General features: G+C 74.4%; 15 protein-coding genes. 12 read left to right on the top strand and 3 right to left on the bottom strand.

Annotated features, from left to right (window positions below):
- Positions 1 to 34: 34 nt before the first annotated feature.
- The 6 genes from ACFU6K_RS01965 (at position 35) to ACFU6K_RS01940 (ending at position 9,362) form a co-directional block, all read left to right on the top strand.
- Positions 35 to 1,984: an FtsX-like permease family protein gene (locus ACFU6K_RS01965; RefSeq protein WP_380660331.1), complete on the top strand. Its 1,950-nt coding sequence runs from the start codon at positions 35 to 37 to the stop codon at positions 1,982 to 1,984.
- Positions 1,981 to 3,252 (top strand): MFS transporter, encoded by a 1,272-nt coding sequence (locus tag ACFU6K_RS01960; RefSeq protein WP_380660329.1) that lies wholly within the window; start codon positions 1,981 to 1,983, stop codon positions 3,250 to 3,252. The genes ACFU6K_RS01965 and ACFU6K_RS01960 overlap by 4 nt, the downstream gene beginning before the upstream one ends.
- The gene (locus ACFU6K_RS01955; protein WP_380660328.1) at positions 3,245 to 5,443 is read left to right on the top strand and encodes a prolyl oligopeptidase family serine peptidase; all 2,199 of its coding nucleotides are present in this window, start codon (positions 3,245 to 3,247) and stop codon (positions 5,441 to 5,443) included. Before ACFU6K_RS01960 ends, ACFU6K_RS01955 begins: the two co-directional genes overlap by 8 nt.
- A gap of 35 nt (positions 5,444 to 5,478) precedes the next feature.
- The gene (locus ACFU6K_RS01950; protein WP_380660327.1) at positions 5,479 to 6,309 is read left to right on the top strand and encodes an ABC transporter ATP-binding protein; all 831 of its coding nucleotides are present in this window, start codon (positions 5,479 to 5,481) and stop codon (positions 6,307 to 6,309) included.
- 40 nt (positions 6,310 to 6,349) lie between these two features.
- Positions 6,350 to 8,392 carry a thioredoxin domain-containing protein gene (locus ACFU6K_RS01945; RefSeq protein WP_380660326.1) on the top strand — a complete coding sequence of 681 codons (2,043 nt, stop codon included), beginning with the start codon at positions 6,350 to 6,352 and terminating at the stop codon, positions 8,390 to 8,392.
- A 109-nt stretch (positions 8,393 to 8,501) separates the two neighbouring features.
- The gene (locus ACFU6K_RS01940; RefSeq protein ID WP_380660325.1) at positions 8,502 to 9,362 is read left to right on the top strand and encodes a GNAT family N-acetyltransferase; all 861 of its coding nucleotides are present in this window, start codon (positions 8,502 to 8,504) and stop codon (positions 9,360 to 9,362) included.
- A gap of 5 nt (positions 9,363 to 9,367) precedes the next feature.
- Here the strand turns inward: ACFU6K_RS01940 and ACFU6K_RS01935 are convergent, their stop codons facing one another.
- Positions 9,368 to 9,700 carry a hypothetical protein gene (locus ACFU6K_RS01935; protein ID WP_380660324.1) on the bottom strand — a complete coding sequence of 111 codons (333 nt, stop codon included), beginning with the start codon at positions 9,698 to 9,700 and terminating at the stop codon, positions 9,368 to 9,370.
- 107 nt (positions 9,701 to 9,807) lie between these two features.
- On the opposite strand from ACFU6K_RS01935, the gene ACFU6K_RS01930 reads away from it, so the two are divergent.
- Complete coding sequence (locus ACFU6K_RS01930) at positions 9,808 to 11,535, top strand: alpha/beta hydrolase (RefSeq protein WP_380660323.1); 1,728 nt, start codon at positions 9,808 to 9,810, stop codon at positions 11,533 to 11,535.
- Positions 11,536 to 11,564: 29 nt separating this feature from the next.
- On the top strand, positions 11,565 to 12,152 hold the full coding sequence (locus tag ACFU6K_RS01925; RefSeq protein WP_380660322.1) for a hypothetical protein: 588 nt from the start codon (positions 11,565 to 11,567) through the stop codon (positions 12,150 to 12,152).
- 11 nt (positions 12,153 to 12,163) lie between these two features.
- Here ACFU6K_RS01925 and ACFU6K_RS01920 read toward each other — a convergent pair whose 3' ends face one another.
- Positions 12,164 to 13,096: a hypothetical protein gene (locus tag ACFU6K_RS01920; protein WP_380660344.1), complete on the bottom strand. Its 933-nt coding sequence runs from the start codon at positions 13,094 to 13,096 to the stop codon at positions 12,164 to 12,166.
- A 284-nt stretch (positions 13,097 to 13,380) separates the two neighbouring features.
- Here ACFU6K_RS01920 and ACFU6K_RS01915 point away from each other — a divergent pair, with 284 nt between their 5' ends.
- The 3 genes from ACFU6K_RS01915 to ACFU6K_RS01905 all read left to right on the top strand — a co-directional run bounded on the left by ACFU6K_RS01915 (position 13,381) and on the right by ACFU6K_RS01905 (position 15,987).
- Complete coding sequence (locus tag ACFU6K_RS01915; protein WP_380660321.1) at positions 13,381 to 14,121, top strand: papain-like cysteine protease family protein; 741 nt, start codon at positions 13,381 to 13,383, stop codon at positions 14,119 to 14,121.
- A gap of 8 nt (positions 14,122 to 14,129) precedes the next feature.
- On the top strand, positions 14,130 to 15,050 hold the full coding sequence (locus ACFU6K_RS01910) for a hypothetical protein (RefSeq protein WP_380660320.1): 921 nt from the start codon (positions 14,130 to 14,132) through the stop codon (positions 15,048 to 15,050).
- A gap of 283 nt (positions 15,051 to 15,333) precedes the next feature.
- On the top strand, positions 15,334 to 15,987 hold the full coding sequence (locus ACFU6K_RS01905; RefSeq protein WP_380660319.1) for a hypothetical protein: 654 nt from the start codon (positions 15,334 to 15,336) through the stop codon (positions 15,985 to 15,987).
- An 88-nt stretch (positions 15,988 to 16,075) separates the two neighbouring features.
- Here the strand turns inward: ACFU6K_RS01905 and ACFU6K_RS01900 are convergent, their stop codons facing one another.
- Positions 16,076 to 16,750 carry a hemolysin III family protein gene (locus tag ACFU6K_RS01900; protein WP_049659028.1) on the bottom strand — a complete coding sequence of 225 codons (675 nt, stop codon included), beginning with the start codon at positions 16,748 to 16,750 and terminating at the stop codon, positions 16,076 to 16,078.
- 284 nt (positions 16,751 to 17,034) lie between these two features.
- Here ACFU6K_RS01900 and ACFU6K_RS01895 point away from each other — a divergent pair.
- Positions 17,035 to 18,841 (top strand): phosphoenolpyruvate carboxykinase (GTP) (locus ACFU6K_RS01895; RefSeq protein WP_380660318.1); only part of this gene is annotated, 1,807 nt, incomplete at its 3' end.

The raw sequence follows: 18,841 nt of genomic DNA, 5'->3' as shown, positions 1-18,841 counted from the left end.
CTGTTTACCGTTTTGGGGTGAGATAACCGTGGCCGTGGCATCAGAACCGACTACCCGTCCGAGCGGACCGCTCGGCGCGCTGCGACTGTGCGTCGCCGAGGTACGGGCGTACCCGGGGCGGGTCATAGGTGTCGCGGTCGCCTGTGCGCTCACCGCCACCGGCGTGGGCGCCTGCCTGCTGCTGCTCGCGGCGGTCAGCGGCCCGTCCTACCCGGAGGGTTCGGCCGCCGCGGCGGCGGCCAAGGACGCGCAGAACCTGCTGGGCCTGCTGCTGACGATGCTGCTGATGTCGGCGGTGCTGGTGACGGGGTCGACGGTCGCGCTCTGGACCAACCAGCGGCTCGGGCAGTTCGCCGTGCTGCGCGCCCTCGGGGTGACGGCCGGCCGGCTGCGGGCCCTGGTCGTCGCGGACGTCGCGCTGGTCGCGCTGGCCCCCTCCGCCGTCGCCGCGGTGGCCGGGACGGTCCCGGTGGCCGGGTTCGGCCGGCGCCTGCTGATCGAGCGCGAGCTGTTCCCCGCCGCGGTCGACCTGCCCTCCGCCGGGCAGACCTGGGCGATCGCGGTCGGCGCCTGCCTCGGCACCTGCGCGGTCGCGGTGCTGGCCGCGCTGGCCAGCGTGCTGGCGGCAGGCCGGGTCCAGCCGATCGACCTCCTCAAGGACCAGTCGCTGGCCCTGGCCCCGCCGCGCCGCAACGCCGGCCGGCTGGTGGCGGGCATCGCCATGGTCCTGCTGCTCTGCGGGCCGCTCGTGGCCCTGATGGTCGTGATGGACCTGCCGCCGGTGCTCCAGGGCGCGCTGGTGATGGGCCTGGCCACGGCCGTCATCCCCACGCTCGCGGTGCTCGCGCCCTGGTTCGTGCCGCTGCTCGTCGGCCCCTGCTGCTCGGTGCTGCGGCTGCTGGACCGCAAGGCCGGCCGGATCGCCGCCGCAGGGCTGCGGGCCGCGCCCGCCCGGACGGCCGCGATCGCGGTGCCCGTCCTGCTGGCCGTCGGCACAGTGGTCTGCCTGCTCGGTTCGGGGGCGACCATCGGGGCCGCCGTGCGGCAGCAGACCGAACAGGCGCTGCGGGCCGACGCGGTGGTGACGGCCGAGCCGGGCCACCAGCTGCCCGCCCGGCCCGCCGGCCTGCCCGGCGGGACGGCCGTCGCGCCGATCGCGACCAAGGTGACCGCGCCGCCCAGCTTCTACGACGACAAGCCCAAGCCCACCCGCGCCTGGGGCGTCGACGGGGCGGCCCTGCGGAGCGCCCTGGACCTCGGCGAACAGCAGGGCCGGCTGGACGAGTTGGCTCCCGGCACGTTCGCCGCCGGCAGCACCGAGGCCACCGCGCGCCACTGGAAGATCGGCCAGGAGGTCACCTTCACGCTCGCCGACGGGCAACAGGCGCAGCTGCGGCTCGTCGCCGTCTACCAGCGGGACCTGGCCTTCCCCTCGTACGTCCTCCCCGCCGACCTCGCCCTCGAGCACACCCCGGCCCCGTACGCCGACCGGGTGCTGCTCCGCGGTGACCCGAGCGCCTGGGAGCTCCGGCCCGGCCAGCGGCTCGCCGCGCGGGCCGACTACCTGGCCCACCTGCGGCCGCGCAACGTGCAGGACGACATGGCCTCCCGGCTGATCGTCGCCGTGGTGGGCGGGTACGCGCTGCTCGCCCTCGCCAACACCTGCGCCATCGCCCAGCGGGACCGCCGTTCCCAGCGCGCCCACCTGCGGGCCCTCGGCCTCGGCCGTGGGCAGCTGCTGCGCTGCGTGGTGTACGAGGTGCTGGCCTCGGCGCTGGTGGGGACGGCGCTGGCGGTGGTGACGGCCGGGATCTGCCTGGTGCCGCTGGCCCGGGCCGTCGGGCAGGGGGCGCTGCCCGCCCTGGACGTGCCGTGGACGGTCGGCGTCCTGCTCGGGGTGCTGGTCGCCACGGCCGTCCCGGCGGCGCTGGCGGCCCGTCCGCTGCGCGGCATCCGGAGCCAGTTCGCGACGGGGTCGGCGTGAGCGCGGCGGCCGCCGGAGGGCTGGGGCGGTCGTTCTGGCTGCTCTACGGCGGCGAGTCCGCCTCGGCCCTGGGCACCGCGGCCTCGGTGGTCGCCCTCCCGGTGGTCGCCCTGCGGGCCGGCGGTGACATCCGGCAGGCCGGACTGGCGGGCACGGCGCTCTCCGTCGGGATCCTGCTCGCCCGGCTGCCGGCCGGGGTCCTCGCCGACCGCTGCGAACGGCGGACCCTGCTGCTGGTCTGCGACGCGGCCGGCGCACTCATGCTGGCCGCGCTGGCGCTGTCCGCCTCCGGCGGCACGGCACCCCTGGGGGCGGTGCTGGTCGCCGCCCTGCTGCTCGGCCTGGTGGGCGGCACCCTGGCGCCCGCCGAGAATGTCGTGGTGCGCTCCTTCGTGCGGCCCGATCAACTGCCCCGTGCGGTCGGCCTGTTGCAGAGCAGGGCGGCCGTCGCGGCGACGGCCGGCCCGGTGGCCGGCGGTGCGCTGCTGGCCGTCCACCCGGTCTGGGTGTTCGCCGTCGACGCCGGCAGCTTCCTGGCGGCCTTCTGCTGTGTGGCCCTGCTGCCGAAGGGGCCGCGGGAGCGTTCCGGGGGCGGCCCGGCCGGGCCCGGCGTCCGGGCCGCGCTGGCCGAAGGCGTCCGGTTCATCTGGCGGGTGCCCTTCCTGCGCTACGCGGTGGTGAACGCGGCCGTGCTCAACCTGGTGTTCAACGGCCTGCTGATCGTGGTGGTCGCCTCGGGCGGGGACACGGTGGACGTGGGGGTGCTGACGGCGGCCCTGGGCGCCGGCGCGCTGGCAGGATCGCTGCTCGCGCCGGCCCTGGCCCGGCGGCTGCCGCCCGCCCGGGGCGTCGCGCTCGGCACCGCCGTGGTCGCGCTGGCCCTGCCCGGATTCACCCTGGCCCGGGGGCACTGGGTGGCGGTCCTGCCGCTGGCCCTCGCCGCGGCCGCCGGGCCGGTGGTCACCGTGCTGGTCGCGGTCACCCAGATGGAGGTGACCCCGCCGGGTCTGCAGGGCCGGGTGCACAGCGGCATCGGCTTCCTCGCCCAGCTGGTCGCGCCCGCCGGGCCGACCCTCGCGGGCCTGTGCGCCCACGCGTTCGGACTGACCGGCACGGTGGCCGGCGCGGCCGTGATCGTGGTGGTCCTCGCCGCGGTCGGGCCGGCCGCCACCGCGCACCGTCCCGGCGGCGGGCCCACCGGCCCGACCGGGGCCGGGGGCACCCCGGAACGACGGAGCGACAACCCCGCGGAGGCCGTCCGTGGCTGACCTCGACCACCGTGCTGCGCACCCCGGGTCGGCGGACCCGCACCCCGGGCCGGCGGACTCGTACCGCTGGCTGGAGGACGCGGACGCCCCGCGCACCCGGGCCTGGCTCGCCGAGCAGCGGCGCCTGCTGGCCGCCCGCCCGCAGCGCTCCGACGAGCCCGCCTGGGCCGCCCTGCTCGACCGGGTGGAACGGGAGGCGCCCGACCGGACGCCCACCCCGCCCGCCGAGGCCGGCGGCCTGCTCTTCCGCCACGAACGCGGCCCGGACGGCGACGTCCTGACCGTCCGGCACCCCGACGGCACCCGCCGGACACCCACCGAGGGCATCGTCGGCCCCGGCGACCGGATCGCCGGCTGGCAGCCCGAGCCGCACGGCCGGTTCATCGCCGTCCAACTGCACCGGGACGGAGCGGAGAACGGCGGCCTGCACCTGCTCCCCGCCCACCCGGGCGACCGGCCCCGCCATCTGCCCGACGCGGCCCCGTACGCGACGCTCGCCTTCACCGGAGAGGCGCTGGTGTACACCGCCGGCACCCGCACCGAGCACACCCTGGTGGCCCGCCACCCGGGCGGCGGCCCGGCCCGTCGGCTCGCCCTGCCAGTGCCCGGACCGGTCCGGCTCACCCTCCACGGCGGTCCCGGCGGGAACCTGCTGCTGCGCACCCGCTCGCAGCCCTCCGGCCCGGCGCGCTGGTGGGCCACCCGGTGGACCGGCCGGGCGGTGCCCGACTGGCAGCCGCTCGACCTCGACGGTCGACGGGTCACCGCCCTGGACCTGAACGAGACGGTCTGCTTCCTCGCCGCCGACGAACTGCTCGCGCTGGACCTGGACGAGCTGGCCCGGGGCGCCACCGGCGGGCCCGCCGTGGTCGCGCCGCTCGCCGCAGGTGAACCGCCCGTCGTCGGGCCGCCCGCTGCCGGTCCGCCCGCTGCCGGTCCGCCCGCTGCCGGTCCGCCCGCTGCCGGTGAACCGCCCGCCGTCGGTGAAGCGCCGGCGGGCCCGGTCACCGCCCTGCGGGTGCTCGGCCCTGGCCGGAGGCCCGGCCTGGCGCTGCTCCGCCGGCTGGGGACCACCCACCGACTCGACCTGCACCGGCCGGGCGGGGCACCGGGCGGGGCGCTGAGCGGGGAACTCGGCGGCGAACTCGGCGGGGCACCGGACGGCGGCGCCACCGCACTGCACTGGCCCGCCCGGCTGCGCCTCGGCGCCACCCCGTACGACCGGCACGGGCGGGTCGGCGGGTCGGTCTGGCTGCTCGCCGACGACCCCCGGTACGGCACCTGGACCAGGAGCCTGGACGGCTCCGGCCCGGTCGAACCCCCCGAGCGCCGCGCCGCGCTGCGCACCCTCACCGCCGCCGGCCGGGACGGCGCGCCCGTCCCGGTGACGGTCTGCGACCCCGGGCCGCGGGACCGCGGCCGCCCCGCGCCCACCCTGCTCACCGTCTACGGGGGCTTCGGCCTCCCCCTGGAACCCTCCTGGGACCCGGCCCTGGAGGCCTGGCTGCGGGCGGGCGGCCGGATCGCCTGGGTGCACGCGCGCGGCGGCGGCGAGCTCGGCCCCGCCTGGGCGGCCGCCGGCCGGGGCCCCGGCAAGAGCGCCACCGTGGACGACTTCCGGGCCGCCGCCGCGATGCTGGTCGAACGCGGCGAGGCCCCGGCCGGCGGCCTGGGCGCACTGGCCGCCAGCAACGGGGCGCTGGTGGTCGCCGCCGCGCTCACCCGGGAGCCCGGTCTGCTGTCCGCCGCGGTGTGCGTGGCCCCGCTCACCGACCTGGCCCGCTACCAGGTCGGCGGCCTCGGCCGGCTCTGGGCGGAGGAGTACGGCGATCCGGCCGACCCGCAGGCGCTGCGGGCGCTGCTCGACTACTCCCCGTACCACCGGGTGGTGCCCGGGACGGCCTACCCGGCGGTGCTGTTCGCCACCGGCGCGAACGACGCGCGGGTGCCGCCCTGGCACGCCTGGAAGCTCTGCGCGGCGCTCGGACGGGCCTCCACCGGGGCCGTGCCGGTCCTGCTCGACCACCACGACAGCGGCGGCCACCAGGGCCGCCCGTCGACGGCCGGGCGGGAGCTCGCGGTCCGCTCCCTCGCCCTGCTGGCCGCCGGCACCGGCCTGGTGCCACCCGTCGACCTGCCCGCCGGTCCGCCCGCCGGTCCGCCCGGCCCCCGGCCCAGACCCCAGTCCTGACCTCAGCCCGTGTCCAACCGAGGAGAGCACCACCGATGACCGAGCCCCAGTCCCTCGCGGGAGGCCCGTCCCGTCCCGGAGGCCCGCCCCGGGCCGCCGCGAACCACGCCCCGGCCGCCGCGTCGGCCGTCGACCTGACCAAGGTGCACGGGTCGGGCGACGCCCGGGTGGTGGCGCTGGAGCGGGTCTCGGTGTCCTTCCGGGAGGGGGAGTTCGCGGCGATCATGGGCCCGTCCGGCTCCGGCAAGTCCACCCTGCTCCAGTGCCTCGCCGGACTGGAGTCCTGCACCTCGGGCGCCGCCCGGATCGGCGACACGGACCTCACCCGGCTGAGCGACGGCCAGCTGACCAGGCTCCGCCGCGACCACGTCGGCTTCGTCTTCCAGGCCTTCCACCTGATCCCCACCCTGACGGTGTCGGAGAACATCACCCTGCCGCTGACGCTGGCCGGCCGCACCCCCGACCGGCAGTGGCTGGACACCCTGGTCGAGGCGGCCGGCCTCGGCGCCCGGCTCGGCCACCGCCCGGCCCAGCTCTCCGGCGGCCAGCAGCAGCGCGTCGCCTGCGTCCGGGCGCTGGCCGGCCGGCCCCGGATCGTCTTCGCCGACGAACCGACCGGCAACCTCGACTCCCGCTCCGCCGCCGAGATCCTCGCGCTGCTGCGCCGGTGCGTCCGGGAACTCGGCCAGACCGTCGTGATGGTCACCCACGACCCGGTGGCGGCCTCGTACGCCGACCGCGTCGTCTTCCTCGCCGACGGCCGCATCGTCGACGAACTCCTCGGCCCGACCCCCGACCAGGTGCTCGGGCGGATGCGCACCTTCGACGCCAACCTCGGCATCAGCTACTGGTCCGGACCGGCCTGACCTGCCGCGCGCCGACCGCCGGATGCGCGAGGATGGGGGCATGCCGAACCGTCTCGCGGACGCGACCTCGCCGTACCTGCTCCAGCACGCCGACAACCCCGTGGACTGGTGGCCCTGGGCGCCGGAGGCCTTCGACGAGGCGCGGCGCCGCGGCGTACCCGTTCTGCTGTCGGTCGGTTATGCCGCGTGTCACTGGTGTCATGTCATGGCTCACGAGAGCTTCGAGGACGCCGGGCTCGCCGAGTACCTCAACGAGCGGTTCGTCCCGGTCAAGGTGGACCGGGAGGAGCGGCCGGACGTCGACGCCGTGTACATGGAGGCGGTGCAGGCCGCGACCGGGCAGGGCGGGTGGCCGATGACGGTGTTCCTCACCCCGGACAAGGAGCCGTTCTACTTCGGCACCTACTTCCCGCCGCAGCCCCGGCACGGGATGCCGTCCTTCCGGCAGGTGCTGGAGGGTGTGGAGGCCGCCTGGCGGGACCGGCGGGAGGAGGTCGGCGAGGTCGCCGGGCGGATCCGGGCCGACCTGGCCCAGCGGGCCGCCGTGTACTCGGCCGGTGCCCACAACCCGCCCGGCGAGGCGGACCTGCACCAGGCGCTGGTGACCCTCAGCCGGGACTTCGACCAGAGCCGCGGCGGCTTCGGCGGCGCGCCCAAGTTCCCGCCGGCCATGGTGCTGGAGTTCCTGCTGCGCCACCACGCCCGGACCGGCTCGGAGGCGGCCCTGGAGATGGCCGTCCGCACCGGAGAGGCGATGGCCCGCGGCGGCATCCACGACCAGCTCGGCGGCGGCTTCGCCCGGTACGCGGTGGACGCCGGCTGGGTGGTGCCGCACTTCGAGAAGATGCTGTACGACAACGCCCTGCTGCTGCGCGCCTACCTGCACCTGTGGCGGGCCACCGGATCGGCCCTGGCCCGCCGGGTCGCGCTGTCCACGGCGGACTTCCTGCTGCGCGAACTCCGCACGCCCGAGGGCGCGTTCGCCTCCGCCCTGGACGCCGACAGCCTGGACGAGGAGACCGGGCAGTCCGCCGAGGGCGCGTACTACGTGTGGGAGCCCGGCCAACTCGTCGACCTGCTCGGCCCCGCCGACGCGGCCACCGCCGCCCGGCTGTTCACCGTCACCGCCGGGGGCACCTTCGAACACGGCACCTCGGTGCTCCAACTCCTCGCCGACCCCGAGGACTTCGCCGAGTACGAGACGATCCGGGCGCGGCTGGTCGAGGCCCGGGCGGCCCGCCCCGCCCCGGCCCGGGACGACAAGGTGGTCGCCGCCTGGAACGGCCTGGCCGTCGCCGCGCTCGCCGAGACCGGCGCGCTGCTGGACCGCCCCGACCTGGTCGAGGCCGCCGAACGCGCCGCCGACCTGCTGCTCGCCGTCCACCTCACCCCCGACGGCCGGCTGCTGCGCACCTCCCGGGACGGCCGGGCCGGTACCAACGCCGGCGTGCTGGAGGACTACGCGGACACCGCCGAGGGCTTCCTCGCGCTGTACGCCGTCACCGGCGACGCCTCCTGGCTCCAGCTGGCGGGCGGCCTGCTCGACACCGTGCTCAAGCACTTCACCGACGAGGCCTCCGGCGCGCTCTACGACACCGCCGACGACGCCGAGGAGCTGATCCGCCGCCCGCAGGACCCGACCGACAACGCCACCCCGTCCGGCTGGACGGCCGCCGCCGGCGCCCTGCTCACGTACGCCGCGTACACCGGCTCCGACCGGCACCGCACGGCCGCCGAACGGGCCCTCGGCGTGGTCGGCGCCCTCGCCGGCCGGGCACCGCGGTTCATCGGCTGGGGCCTCGCCGTCGCCGAGGCGCTGCTCGACGGGCCGCGCGAGGTCGCCGTGATCGGCCCGGACGGCGACCCGGCCACCGCGGCGCTGCGACGGGCCGCGCTGCTCGGGACGGCACCGGGCGCGGTGGTCGCGGTCGGCGCGCCCGGGGAGCCCGAGGTGCCGCTGCTGGCCGACCGGCCGCTGGTCGGCGGCGCCCCCGCGGCGTACGTCTGCCGGCACTTCGCCTGCGACGCCCCGACCACCGATCCGGCGGAACTGGCCGCGAAGCTGGGCGTGGCGGTCGAGTAGCGGGCGCCCGGGCGGGGGCGGGCACGCCACCGACGGTGGGGGCGGAGAGGGTTCCGGCGGCGGTCGGATAATCGTTGGCGAGCGGGGTCGAGCCGGGTCACCATGGGTCATGACCTGGACTTTCAGCACCTCCCTCGACGATTTCCGCGACCAGGCGGGCGCCTTCCTGGCCGCCCGCCCCGCCGAGAACACCGTCCTGCTCACCATCGCGCACCGGCTGGCCCAGTCAGGCCTGACGGTGTTCGGCGAGCCACCGGTCTTCGGCTGGTGGCGGGCCGAGGAGGGCGGTCCGGTCGCGGGCGCCTTCCTCCAGACACCGCCGTTCGACCCCCGGCTCTCCTTCATGCCGCCGGCCGCGGCCGCCGAGCTGGCGACCGGCCTGGCCGCCGCCGGAACCGGGTTCACCACGGTGACCGGGGTCGGCGGGGGAGCGGAAGCGGTCCGCGCCTTCGCCGCCGCCTGGACGGCGGCCACCGGCGCCGAACAGTCCGTCCGCGTCGACGAACGGCTCTACCGGCTCAGCGAGTTGACCGATCCGCCGCGCCCGCCCGCAGGCCGCCACCGGCTGGCCGAACCGGCCGACCGCGAACTGGCGATCCGCTGGTACGAGGAGTTCCTGGCCGCGGTCGACGTCGAACTCCCCGACGTCCCAAGGGCGGTGGACGAGCGGACCGCGAACGGTTGCCTGCACCTGTGGGAGGACGGCGGCCGCCCGGTCGCCCTGGCCGGCAGCAGCCCGGTCCTCGCCGGCATGTCCCGCATCGGCCCGGTCTACACCCCCGCCGAAAGCCGCGGCCACGGCTACGGCACCGCCGTCACCGCCGCCGTCTCGGCCCACCTCCTCGCCCACGGCGCCACCGAGGTCCTGCTCTACACCGACCTCGCCAACCCGACCAGCAACTCCATCTACCAGCAGATCGGCTACGTGCCGGTGGAGGACTCCCTGATCGTGGACTTCCGTCCCCGGTAACGGAGTTACGCGTCCCTGGTCAGATGGACGCCGGCCACCCCGGCCACCTTCGTGTCGAAGGGATCGGTGGCGGCCGCGGCCGCGGTGGCGGGCGCGGGCAGTTGGTCGGTGTTCCGGTACGTCTGCGCGCAGGTGAGGAGGTTGCCGCCGGCCGACTTCATGTCGCCGGCGAGCCCGTCCAGCAGCGACTTCCAGGCGGTGCCGCACCCCTGCAGCGCCGCCCCGCTCTGCCACCCCGCCAGCCCCCCGGCTGCCTTGTCGCCCGGCTCCGCGAGCTTCGCCGTCTCCTCCGGAACCTTCCCGGCCACCGTCAGCGCGTTGTTCCCGGCAGCCGTCAACTCGCCTGGTTTTACAGTGAATCCCTTGCCGTCACCCATCGCTCTTCCCCCAATGCCGCTGTGGCAGACGTGGGTTATGGTAGCGGTGAGTATCGGGGGGAGCACTCATGGCTGATCCGGATCAGCGGGCCGGCGCGGGCCGGCTCGACTTCGCGAGCCTGAAGAACGCCAGACCGGGAGACCTCCATGCGGCCGGCGACGCGTACGACGCGCTGCACAAGGCGTTCGTGCAGCACACCGCCGACTGGAAGCGCGGCACCACCGACCGGGTCCACGGGTCGGGCTGGAGCGGACCGGCCGCCGACGCGGCGATCCCCTCGCTGGACGGCACGACCACCCAACTGCACGCCGCTGAAACCGAACTGGCCGCACTCGGCCAGACCCTGCGGGACTACGCCGACCTCTTCGGACTCGCCCAGTCGAAGCTCCGGCAGGCCGTCGTCGACGCCGGCGCCAAGGGCCTGACCGTCAGCGACAACGGCACGGTGAGCTGGTCGGCGCCCACCGGCCCGCTGGACGCGACCTGGGAGACCAGGCAGAAGGCGGCGGCCGAGGAGATCGCCAAGCGGATCACCGCCGCCCTCACCGAGGCCGGGACGGCCGACCAGACCCTTGCCGGACTGCTCAGGGGCTTCACCCAGCACGCCACCAGCAAGTCGGGCCTGACCCTCGCGGTCGCCGAGGCCGACCAGCGGACGGCGAACGAGTCGGGCGCCCCGTACCTGAGGGACATGCCGGCCGTGGGAGCGCCGCCCACCGAGGTCAACAGCTGGTGGAACGGCCTCGACCCGGCGGGCCGGCAGTGGTTCATCGACCACCACCCGGAGAAGGTCGGGAACCTGGACGGGATCCCGGCGGACGTGCGGGACCAGGTCAACCGGAGCTACCTGGAGAAGCGGCTGAGCGAGCTCAAGGGCAAGCAGCGGACGAAGGAAGAGGAGGCTGAGCTCAAGAAGCTCCAGCCCATCTGGGACCGCCTCGATCAGGACGGCGGGGCGACGGACGGTCGTCCCCGCACGTATCTGATCGGTATCGGCGCCGAAGGCCAGGGACGCGCGATCCTCTCCTACGGGAACCCGGACACCGCCACCGACATCGCCGCCTATGTTCCCGGCGTCACCACGGATCCCAGTTCACTCGGCCCGGCCAAGCACGGGGACACGCCGGGCACCAACGAGTCGGAGAACGCGCTGAACGTCTGGCGCGAGGCCAACAGGAAGGTCAAGCCCGGTGGTTCGGTGGCCTCGATCGTCTGGCTGGGCTACGACCCACCCGGCGAGGACCTGAACGCCGCCGACCCGAAGGCGGCGGTCAAGGGCGCACCCGACTACGCGAGGTTCGTCACCGGGCTCCGGACGACCAACAGCAGCGGCCAGTGCCCGCACATCACCTCGATCGGACACAGCTATGGCTCGGTCGTGGTCGGACTGGCGACGAAGGCGGCCACCCACCAGGGGAACTACACGCCACCGGACGACGTGGTGTTCATCGGAAGCCCCGGCACCGGTGTGGATCGCGCCGCGGAGCTCCGACTGCCCGGGCATGTCTGGGCCGGTGCGGCGGACAACGACGTCGTCACCCACGCCGTGTCGCCCCGAGGTCTCGTCCCGTGGCCCCTCGGCGCTCACCCGGACGAGAACTGGTACGGACGGGATCCGGCGAGCGAGTCCTTCGGCGGCAAGCGCTTCACGGTCTCCGAGTACAGCCAGGGGGCGAACCTCGTGGGTGCGCACACCAAGTACCTCACCCCGGAGTTCGGTGGCCCCTCGCTGGGGAACATCGCCTCCATCGTCACGGGCAAGGACAGTGACGTCCACGTGACGGGTGGCCGATGAGGGCCCGCTGGAAGCTGGTCGGATCGGTCGTGCTGGCCTTCGCCGTCGTGATGACCGCCTGTTCGGTGCTGTTCTTCAACGGGTACGGACCGCTGGCGTTGGCCGATCGGCGGTCGCGGCTGTCGCCCGGGGCGGCGAAGGTGCGGATCGACCGTGCTCTGCGCACCACGATGGAGGCGGTCTCTCCGTCGTTGGCCTTCGCGGGTGGCTATTTCGAGGTGCGGAGGGAACGGGACCGCTGGGACGGCGAACCCAGCATGGTGTCGGCGGTCACCGAGATCGCCGTCGGTCGGACCGCGGTCGCGAGTACGAAGCTGCCGACGCTGATGGACCAGGTGACCCAGGCCTGGCAGGGACTCGGAAGCACCGTGGTCCATCGGTCGAACCCTTCCGACGAGATCCAGTCCTTGCACGGGGTCGGGGACGCGGGCGGCGAGACGTTCCTCCTGTTCCTTGCGGCGGCACAGCCGGACTCGACGTACCGGGTGAAGTTCCTGGTGGAGGTCTACGGGGTGCGGTACCAGCCCGCCCACGAATACGAGCCGGTGTCCCCACTCGCGAGGACATCGCTCGCCGCGATGGGCGACCTGGTCGACGACCCGTACTGGTCGCACTGACCCCCACCCCCTCACTCCCAGTCCCACCGGATCCCCAGGAGGCACGGCCGCACCGCCGTCGCCACCAGGTGGACGCAGCGGTGCCCGTCGAGGGTGAGTTCCTCGGTCTCGTACGGGGCGGCGCCCGGCGAGTGCAGCGCGAAGCGGCGGCAGCGGACGGGGAGGGCGGCGGGGTGGAAGGTGACCTGGAGGACGTACTGGCCGGCGCCGGAGTTGAAGCCGCGGACGTATTCGCAGCTGGGGTCGGGGGAGGGGGCGTCGTCGAAGCCGTAGCCGAGCAGGTGGGTGTCGCCGGCGCGGAGGCGGCGGTCGAGGAGGAGTTCGGCGGCGAGCAGGTGGTGGGCCTGGTCGCGGCGGATGCGGCCGGGGCGGCAGTTCTCCTCGGCGCGGACGCCGACGCGGGTGATGTCGCTGCCCGGGTCGCCCTGGTAGAGGGCGAGGTAGCGGTCGATGCCGTCGCGGTGGGCGCGCAGGGCGTGCTGGGAGTCGCGGCGGGCGAGCTGGCGGTCGGGGCCGACGCGGATGCGTTCGATGTGGGTGATGGTGTGCAGTCCGGTGTCGCGCGGGCCGGCGAGGGTGGCGAGCAGGTCGTCGACGGCCACGGCCGGGGAGATGAGGTCGCGGTAGGGGCGGACGGGCGGGCCGGCCGGGGCGGGGCCGGCGGCGCGGCGGGGGCCGAGCAGCCGGGTGAGGGAGTGTTCGGGCAGGTCGAGGACCTCCTCCAGGGCGGCGACGGCGCGCAGCGACTCGGTGCGTTCGGGGCGGCGGCGGCCCTGCTGCCAGTAGCTGAGGCTGGTGAGGCCGACGGTGACGCCGCGCAGGGCGAGGTGGCGGCGGATGCGGTGGAGGGCGAGGCCCCGGGCGGAGATCGCGGTGCGCAGGGCGAGGTGGAAGGGGCCGGTGCGCAGGGCGGCGGCGAGGTCGGCTGGGTCGCTCTTGTGGATGGCGGCCTCCTGGGGGACGGGCGGACCGGTGTGCGGGCGGCTCGGACGGAGCGGCGTTTGACCGTGAATATTCACATCGGTGCGGTGGTTTGTCACCGGTCCGGGCCTGCTGCGCGCTGGTCCTCCGGGTGCCGTTCACATCCGTGTCCGCCCGTTCACACCTCGGTCCGGGCCCCGCGGAGGGCCGTTGACCTGTCCCTGACGAGGCGCGATGCTCGGGGCGCGATCCGGACCGCGCCCCCACACAGCACCTCGCTCCACTCGTGCAAGGAGGCTTTCCCGCCATGCCAGTTCCACGAATACGGCTGCGCCGCGCGGTCTCGCTGCTCGCCCTCGGCGTGCTGGGCCCGGCGCTCACCGCCGCGGTGGCGGCGCCCGCGATCGCCGCCCCGGCCGGGCAGCGGGCCCAGGCCCAGGCCCAGGCGCAGTACCAGGACCAGGACCGGACCCAGGCCCAGACGCAGCCCCAGACGCAGACCCAGGACCGGGCCGCGCACCAGGTCCGCCAGGCCGCCGCGCCCGGCAGCACGGCCGACCTGGCCGGCACGTTCAAGAAGCTCAACATCACCATGCAGCAGCAACAGCAGACCAACTGGTGCTGGGCGGCGAGCGGGAACACCATCGCCACCTGGTTCGGCTACAACTACAGCCAGAACCAGTTCTGCAACGCGGCGTTCGGCCGCTCCGCCAACTCCAGCTGCCCCAACAGCCAGGCCACGCTGGGCGATGTGCAGAACGGGCTGAACTGGGTCGGCATCAACTCGGGTTCGTACGTCAACGGGTACCTGAACTACGGCACCGTGCAGTCCGAGGTGAACGCCGACCGCCCGATCGAGACGCGCATCCAGTGGAGTTCGGGCGGCGGCCACATGCACGTCCTGTACGGCTACGACACCACGAGCAACTGGGTCTACTGGGGCGATCCGTGGCCCTCCAACTACCGCTACAACTGGGCGGACTACTGGTACTACGTGAACAACAACACGTTCTCGTGGACCCACTCCCTGTACCGGATCGGCGCGTGAGGGCGGCCATGACCGAGACCAAGAGCCGCCGTCGGGCCGCCACCGCGACCGCCACCGCCCTGCTCACCGCCGGCCTCGCGCTGGCGCTCGCCCCGGCCGCGCACGCGGACTCCCCGTCCGCCCCGGCCCCGGTGCCCGCCGCCGAGCTGGCGCAGGCCCGCAGCGCGGTCCAGGACCCGGCCGTCCTCGACAAGGTCGGCCACTTCTTCGCCCGCAAGGGCGTCCCGCCGACCAAGCAGCTGACCATCGGCGCCGCCGAGGAGGCCCGGGCGGCGGGCGAGGCCGCGCCGCGGCTGGTCGGCGACACCGTGCCGGTGTACGTCCTGGACCCCGGCTTCGTGGCCGGTACCCCCGGCGCACCGGTGGCGACGTCGGAGTTCACCGCCAGCAAGGTGGTCGCGGCGGACGGGCAGAGCGCCTCGGTCTGGACCGTCCGGCAGGGCGGCGGCTGGAAGGTGGTGAACATCGCCTCGGGCGGTGACGAGAGCGACTACGCGGCGAAGGCGGCGGGCAGCGGCGGCGGCACCGCCTTCCGCGAGCCGCAGGTCAACGCCTGGTACGTGCTGCGCGACGGCCGGGTGCTGCCGCTGGACGACGAGGCCCGGCGCTCGGTGGGCGCGGACGGGGTCACGCTGGCCGCGTACCAGCAACTGGTGCACCAGCGGTACGGGGACAAGCTGCCCGGCTCGGCGTACGACCGGGCGGGCAAGGGCGGCGGCTACGAGGCGGACGCCGCACCGGAACTCGCGGCCGCGCCGCGGCCCGGGACGGCACCTCGGTCCGGGGAGGAACCGCAACTCGCGCTCGCGCCGCAGCCCGCGGGCGGCGGTTCGACGCTGCCGGCCGTGACGGCGGCGGCCGCCCTGGGGGCCACCGCCCTGGTGGGCGCGGGTGCCGTGCTGCGGAGGAGGGGCGTCCGCCGCGGCTGACGGCGGGCGGGGTCGCGAGAGGTTCACACAGGCGCTCGGCCGGGTTCTCCCGGCCGGGCGCCTCGTCGTGGCTACGCTCCGTGATGTGTCCTGGAAGTGCTGCTTCCGCACAAGGAATTGACGCAACGTTGATCTGTCGTTCGCCGCCCGGGGGCGGTTGGCCATGACGGACGGTAGATACGATGTGGCAATCGGTCAGTGCTGGCCGACGCGTGCCGCGAGCGGAGAAGAGGTGGGGCGGCGGGAGCCGACCACGAGCCCGGCACCGGGAAAGGGGACCGAGGTGGCCGACGCGGACGACAAGCAGATGAGCTCCCAGGTGTGGGGCTCGGCGGTGGTGGTCGGCTCTGCGCTGGCCGTGGTGGCGGCCTATCTGATCAACGGCGCCCCGCTGGTCCTGGCGGTCGCCGGGGTCGAGACCCTGCTGCTGATGGTCTACGTCGCCCGTCGCTGGCGCGCGCTGCGCGGCGGACCGGCCCCGGTGCGGCACCGCCCGCGCCGCGGCATCCCGGACGCCGCGCACTGCGAGCGCTGCCGCCGGGCCCGCGAGGCGCTGGACGCCCGGCAGGCGCGGGCCCATTCGGTCGGCGCGGTGCGGTGGCCCGAGCCCGAGGTGCTCCCGGCGCCGGCCTGGCCTCCGCGCGAGCCCCACCGGGAGTCGCGCGGGGAGTCGCACGGGGAGCAGCACCACGCGCACGGCGGGGAGCGGCACCACACGTACGGCGAGCAGCACCACGCGCACGGGCCGCTGCAGGATCCGGGCCCGCAGTCGGAGTCCGGCGCCGCCGACCACTCGGCCTATCCGCGCCGTCCGCAGCTCCGGGCCCCGTACGAGCGGCCCTGGACGGCGGAACGGGCGGCCGTCCGGTCCGTGGACCGTTCGACCGCCCGTCGGGGGGCGCCGGGATCAACCGGCCGTGCCGTGCACCACCAGTGATCACCTGGCCGTGCCGTACGCCACCGGTGATCAGCCGGCTGTGCGCTACGGCCCGGTGGTCAGCCGGCTGCACAGTACGGCCCGGTGATCACCCGGTCGTGCTGTAGGCCACCAGCGAGACGCCGACGTACTGGACGATGAACGCCCCCAGGGTGAAGGCGTGGAACACCTCGTGGAACCCGAACCAGCGCGGTGAGGGGTTGGGCCGCTTGAGCCCGTACACCACGCCGCCGATGCTGTAGAGCACCCCGCCGACGATCATCAGCACCAGGACGGCGACCCCGCCGGCGCGCAGGAAGTCCGGCAGGAAGAAGGCGGCGGCCCAGCCCAGCGCGAGGTACACCGGTGTGTACAGCCAGCGCGGCGCGCCGACCCAGAACACCCGGAACGCGATCCCGGCCAGCGCGCCGCCCCAGGCCACCCAGAGCAGGACCTGCTGGTCGGCGCCCTTGAGCAGCAGCATCGTGAACGGCGTGTAGGTGCCCGCGATGATCAGGAAGATGTTCGCGTGGTCCAGCCGGCGCAGCACGGCGTCCCCGCGCGGGCCCCAGTTGAAGCGGTGGTACACCGCGCTGACCCCGAACAGCAGCCAGGCGCTGACCGAGTAGATCGCGCAGGCGATCTTGGCGGGCGTGGAGTCGGCCAGGCAGATCAGCACGATCCCGGCGGCCACCGTGGCGGGGAACATTCCGGCGTGCAGCCAGCCGCGCCACTTCGGCTTGCTCTCCGTGAGTGCACTCTCCGCGAGCGCAGCAGCAGTCATGCGCAGCATGCTACCCGTTACCTACGGCTCCGTAGGTTACTCGTGCGTAGGAAGTGGCGATCGTCACTCTTAGACGTTTTGGAGTATTTGGAGTGTGGCGCCGCGCACTCCGTCGGAGGGTCGGTCGGCATGTTACTGGTAAGTAATCATACTGGCTGTAGTAAAGGGTGCGTCAATTTCGACGCTTCGCCGCGTTCCGGCCTTGAGTCCGGAGCTACGCTGCAAGCACCCTCAGACCCCCGCGACGCCATCTCCACGCCGAGATGGCGTGAAACGGAGCGATCGTGTCGTACGAGATCTCTGCTCTCAGCGCATCCGCGCCCACCCGCCACAAGCAGCTGCTCGCTTGGGTGAGCGAGATCGCCGAGCTCACCCAGCCGGACCGCATCGAGTGGTGCGACGGTTCCGACGAGGAGTACCAGCGCCTCGCGGACCTGCTGGTGGAGCAGGGCACCTTCAAGAAGCTCAACGAGGAGAAGCGCCCCAACTCCTACTACGCCGCCTCGGACCCGTCCGACGTGGCGCGCGTGGAGGACCGCACCTTCATCTGCTCCGAGCAGGAGAAGGACGCCGGACCGACCAACCACTGGAAGGCCCCCGCCGAGATGCGGGAGATCTTCCAGGGCGAGCAGGGCCTCTTCCGCGGCGCGATGAAGGGCCGCACGATGTACGTCGTGCCCTTCTCGATGGGCCCGGTCGGCTCCCCGCTGGCCGCGTACGGCGTCGAGATCACCGACTCCGCCTACGTCGCCGTCTCCATGCGCGTGATGACCCGGATGGGTCGGGCCGTGCTGGACCAGCTCGGCGAGGACGGCGACTTCGTCAAGGCCGTGCACACCGTCGGCGCCCCGCTCGCGGACGGCCAGGCGGACGTGCCGTGGCCGTGCAACAGCACCAAGTACATCTCGCACTTCCCGGAGACCAAGGAGATCTGGTCCTACGGCTCGGGCTACGGCGGCAACGCCCTGCTCGGCAAGAAGTGCTACGCGCTGCGCATCGCCTCGACCATGGCCCGCGACGAGGGCTGGCTGGCCGAGCACATGCTCATCCTGAAGCTCACCCCGCCGAACGGAGAGGCCAAGTACGTCGCGGCGGCCTTCCCCTCGGCCTGCGGCAAGACCAACCTGGCCATGCTCCAGCCGACGGTCCCGGGCTGGAAGGTCGAGACGATCGGCGACGACATCGCCTGGATGCGCTTCGGCGCCGACGGCCGCCTGTACGCCATCAACCCCGAGGCCGGCTTCTTCGGCGTCGCCCCCGGCACCGGCGTGGACACCAACGCCAACGCCATCGAGACCCTCTGGGGCAACACCGTCTTCACCAACGTCGCCCTCACCGACGACGGCGACGTGTGGTGGGAGGGCCTCACCGACGAGCCCCCGGCGCACCTGACCGACTGGCGCGGCAACGACTGGACCCCCGAGTCCGGCACCCCGGCCGCCCACCCGAACGCCCGCTTCGCCGTCCCGGCCGCGCAGTGCCCGACCATCGCCCCGGAGTGGGAGGACCAGGCGGGCGTGCCGATCTCGGCGATCCTGTTCGGCGGCCGCCGCGCCACCGCCGTCCCGCTGGTGACCGAGTCCTTCGACTGGCAGCACGGCGTCTTCCTGGGCGCCAACATCGCCTCCGAGAAGACCGCCGCCGCCGAGGGCACCGTCGGCGAGCTGCGCCGCGACCCGTTCGCGATGCTGCCGTTCTGCGGCTACAACATGGGCGACTACTTCGCCCACTGGCTGAAGGTCGGCGCCCAGGCGGACGCCGCCAAGCTGCCGAAGATCTACTACGTCAACTGGTTCCGCAAGGACGCCGAGGGCAAGTTCGTCTGGCCCGGCTACGGCGAGAACAGCCGCGTGCTCAAGTGGATCGTCGAGCGCCTGGAGGGCACCGGCGAGGGCGTCGAGACCCCGATCGGCGTGCTGCCGACCGTCGAGGGCTTCGACCTCGGCGACCTGGACCTCTCCAAGGAGGACCTCGACCTGCTCTTCACCGTGGACGCCGACATCTGGCGCCAGGAGGCCGCGCTCGTGCCGGCCCACCTGGAGACCTTCGGCGACCACACCCCGAAGGAGCTGTGGGAGGAGTACCGAAACC

The sequence above is a fragment of the Kitasatospora sp. NPDC057512 genome (assembly GCF_042802135.1).
Taxonomy (GTDB): domain Bacteria; phylum Actinomycetota; class Actinomycetes; order Streptomycetales; family Streptomycetaceae; genus Kitasatospora.
The sequence above is the reverse complement of the archived record's forward strand: the minus strand, read 5'-3'. Positions and strand labels throughout refer to the sequence as shown.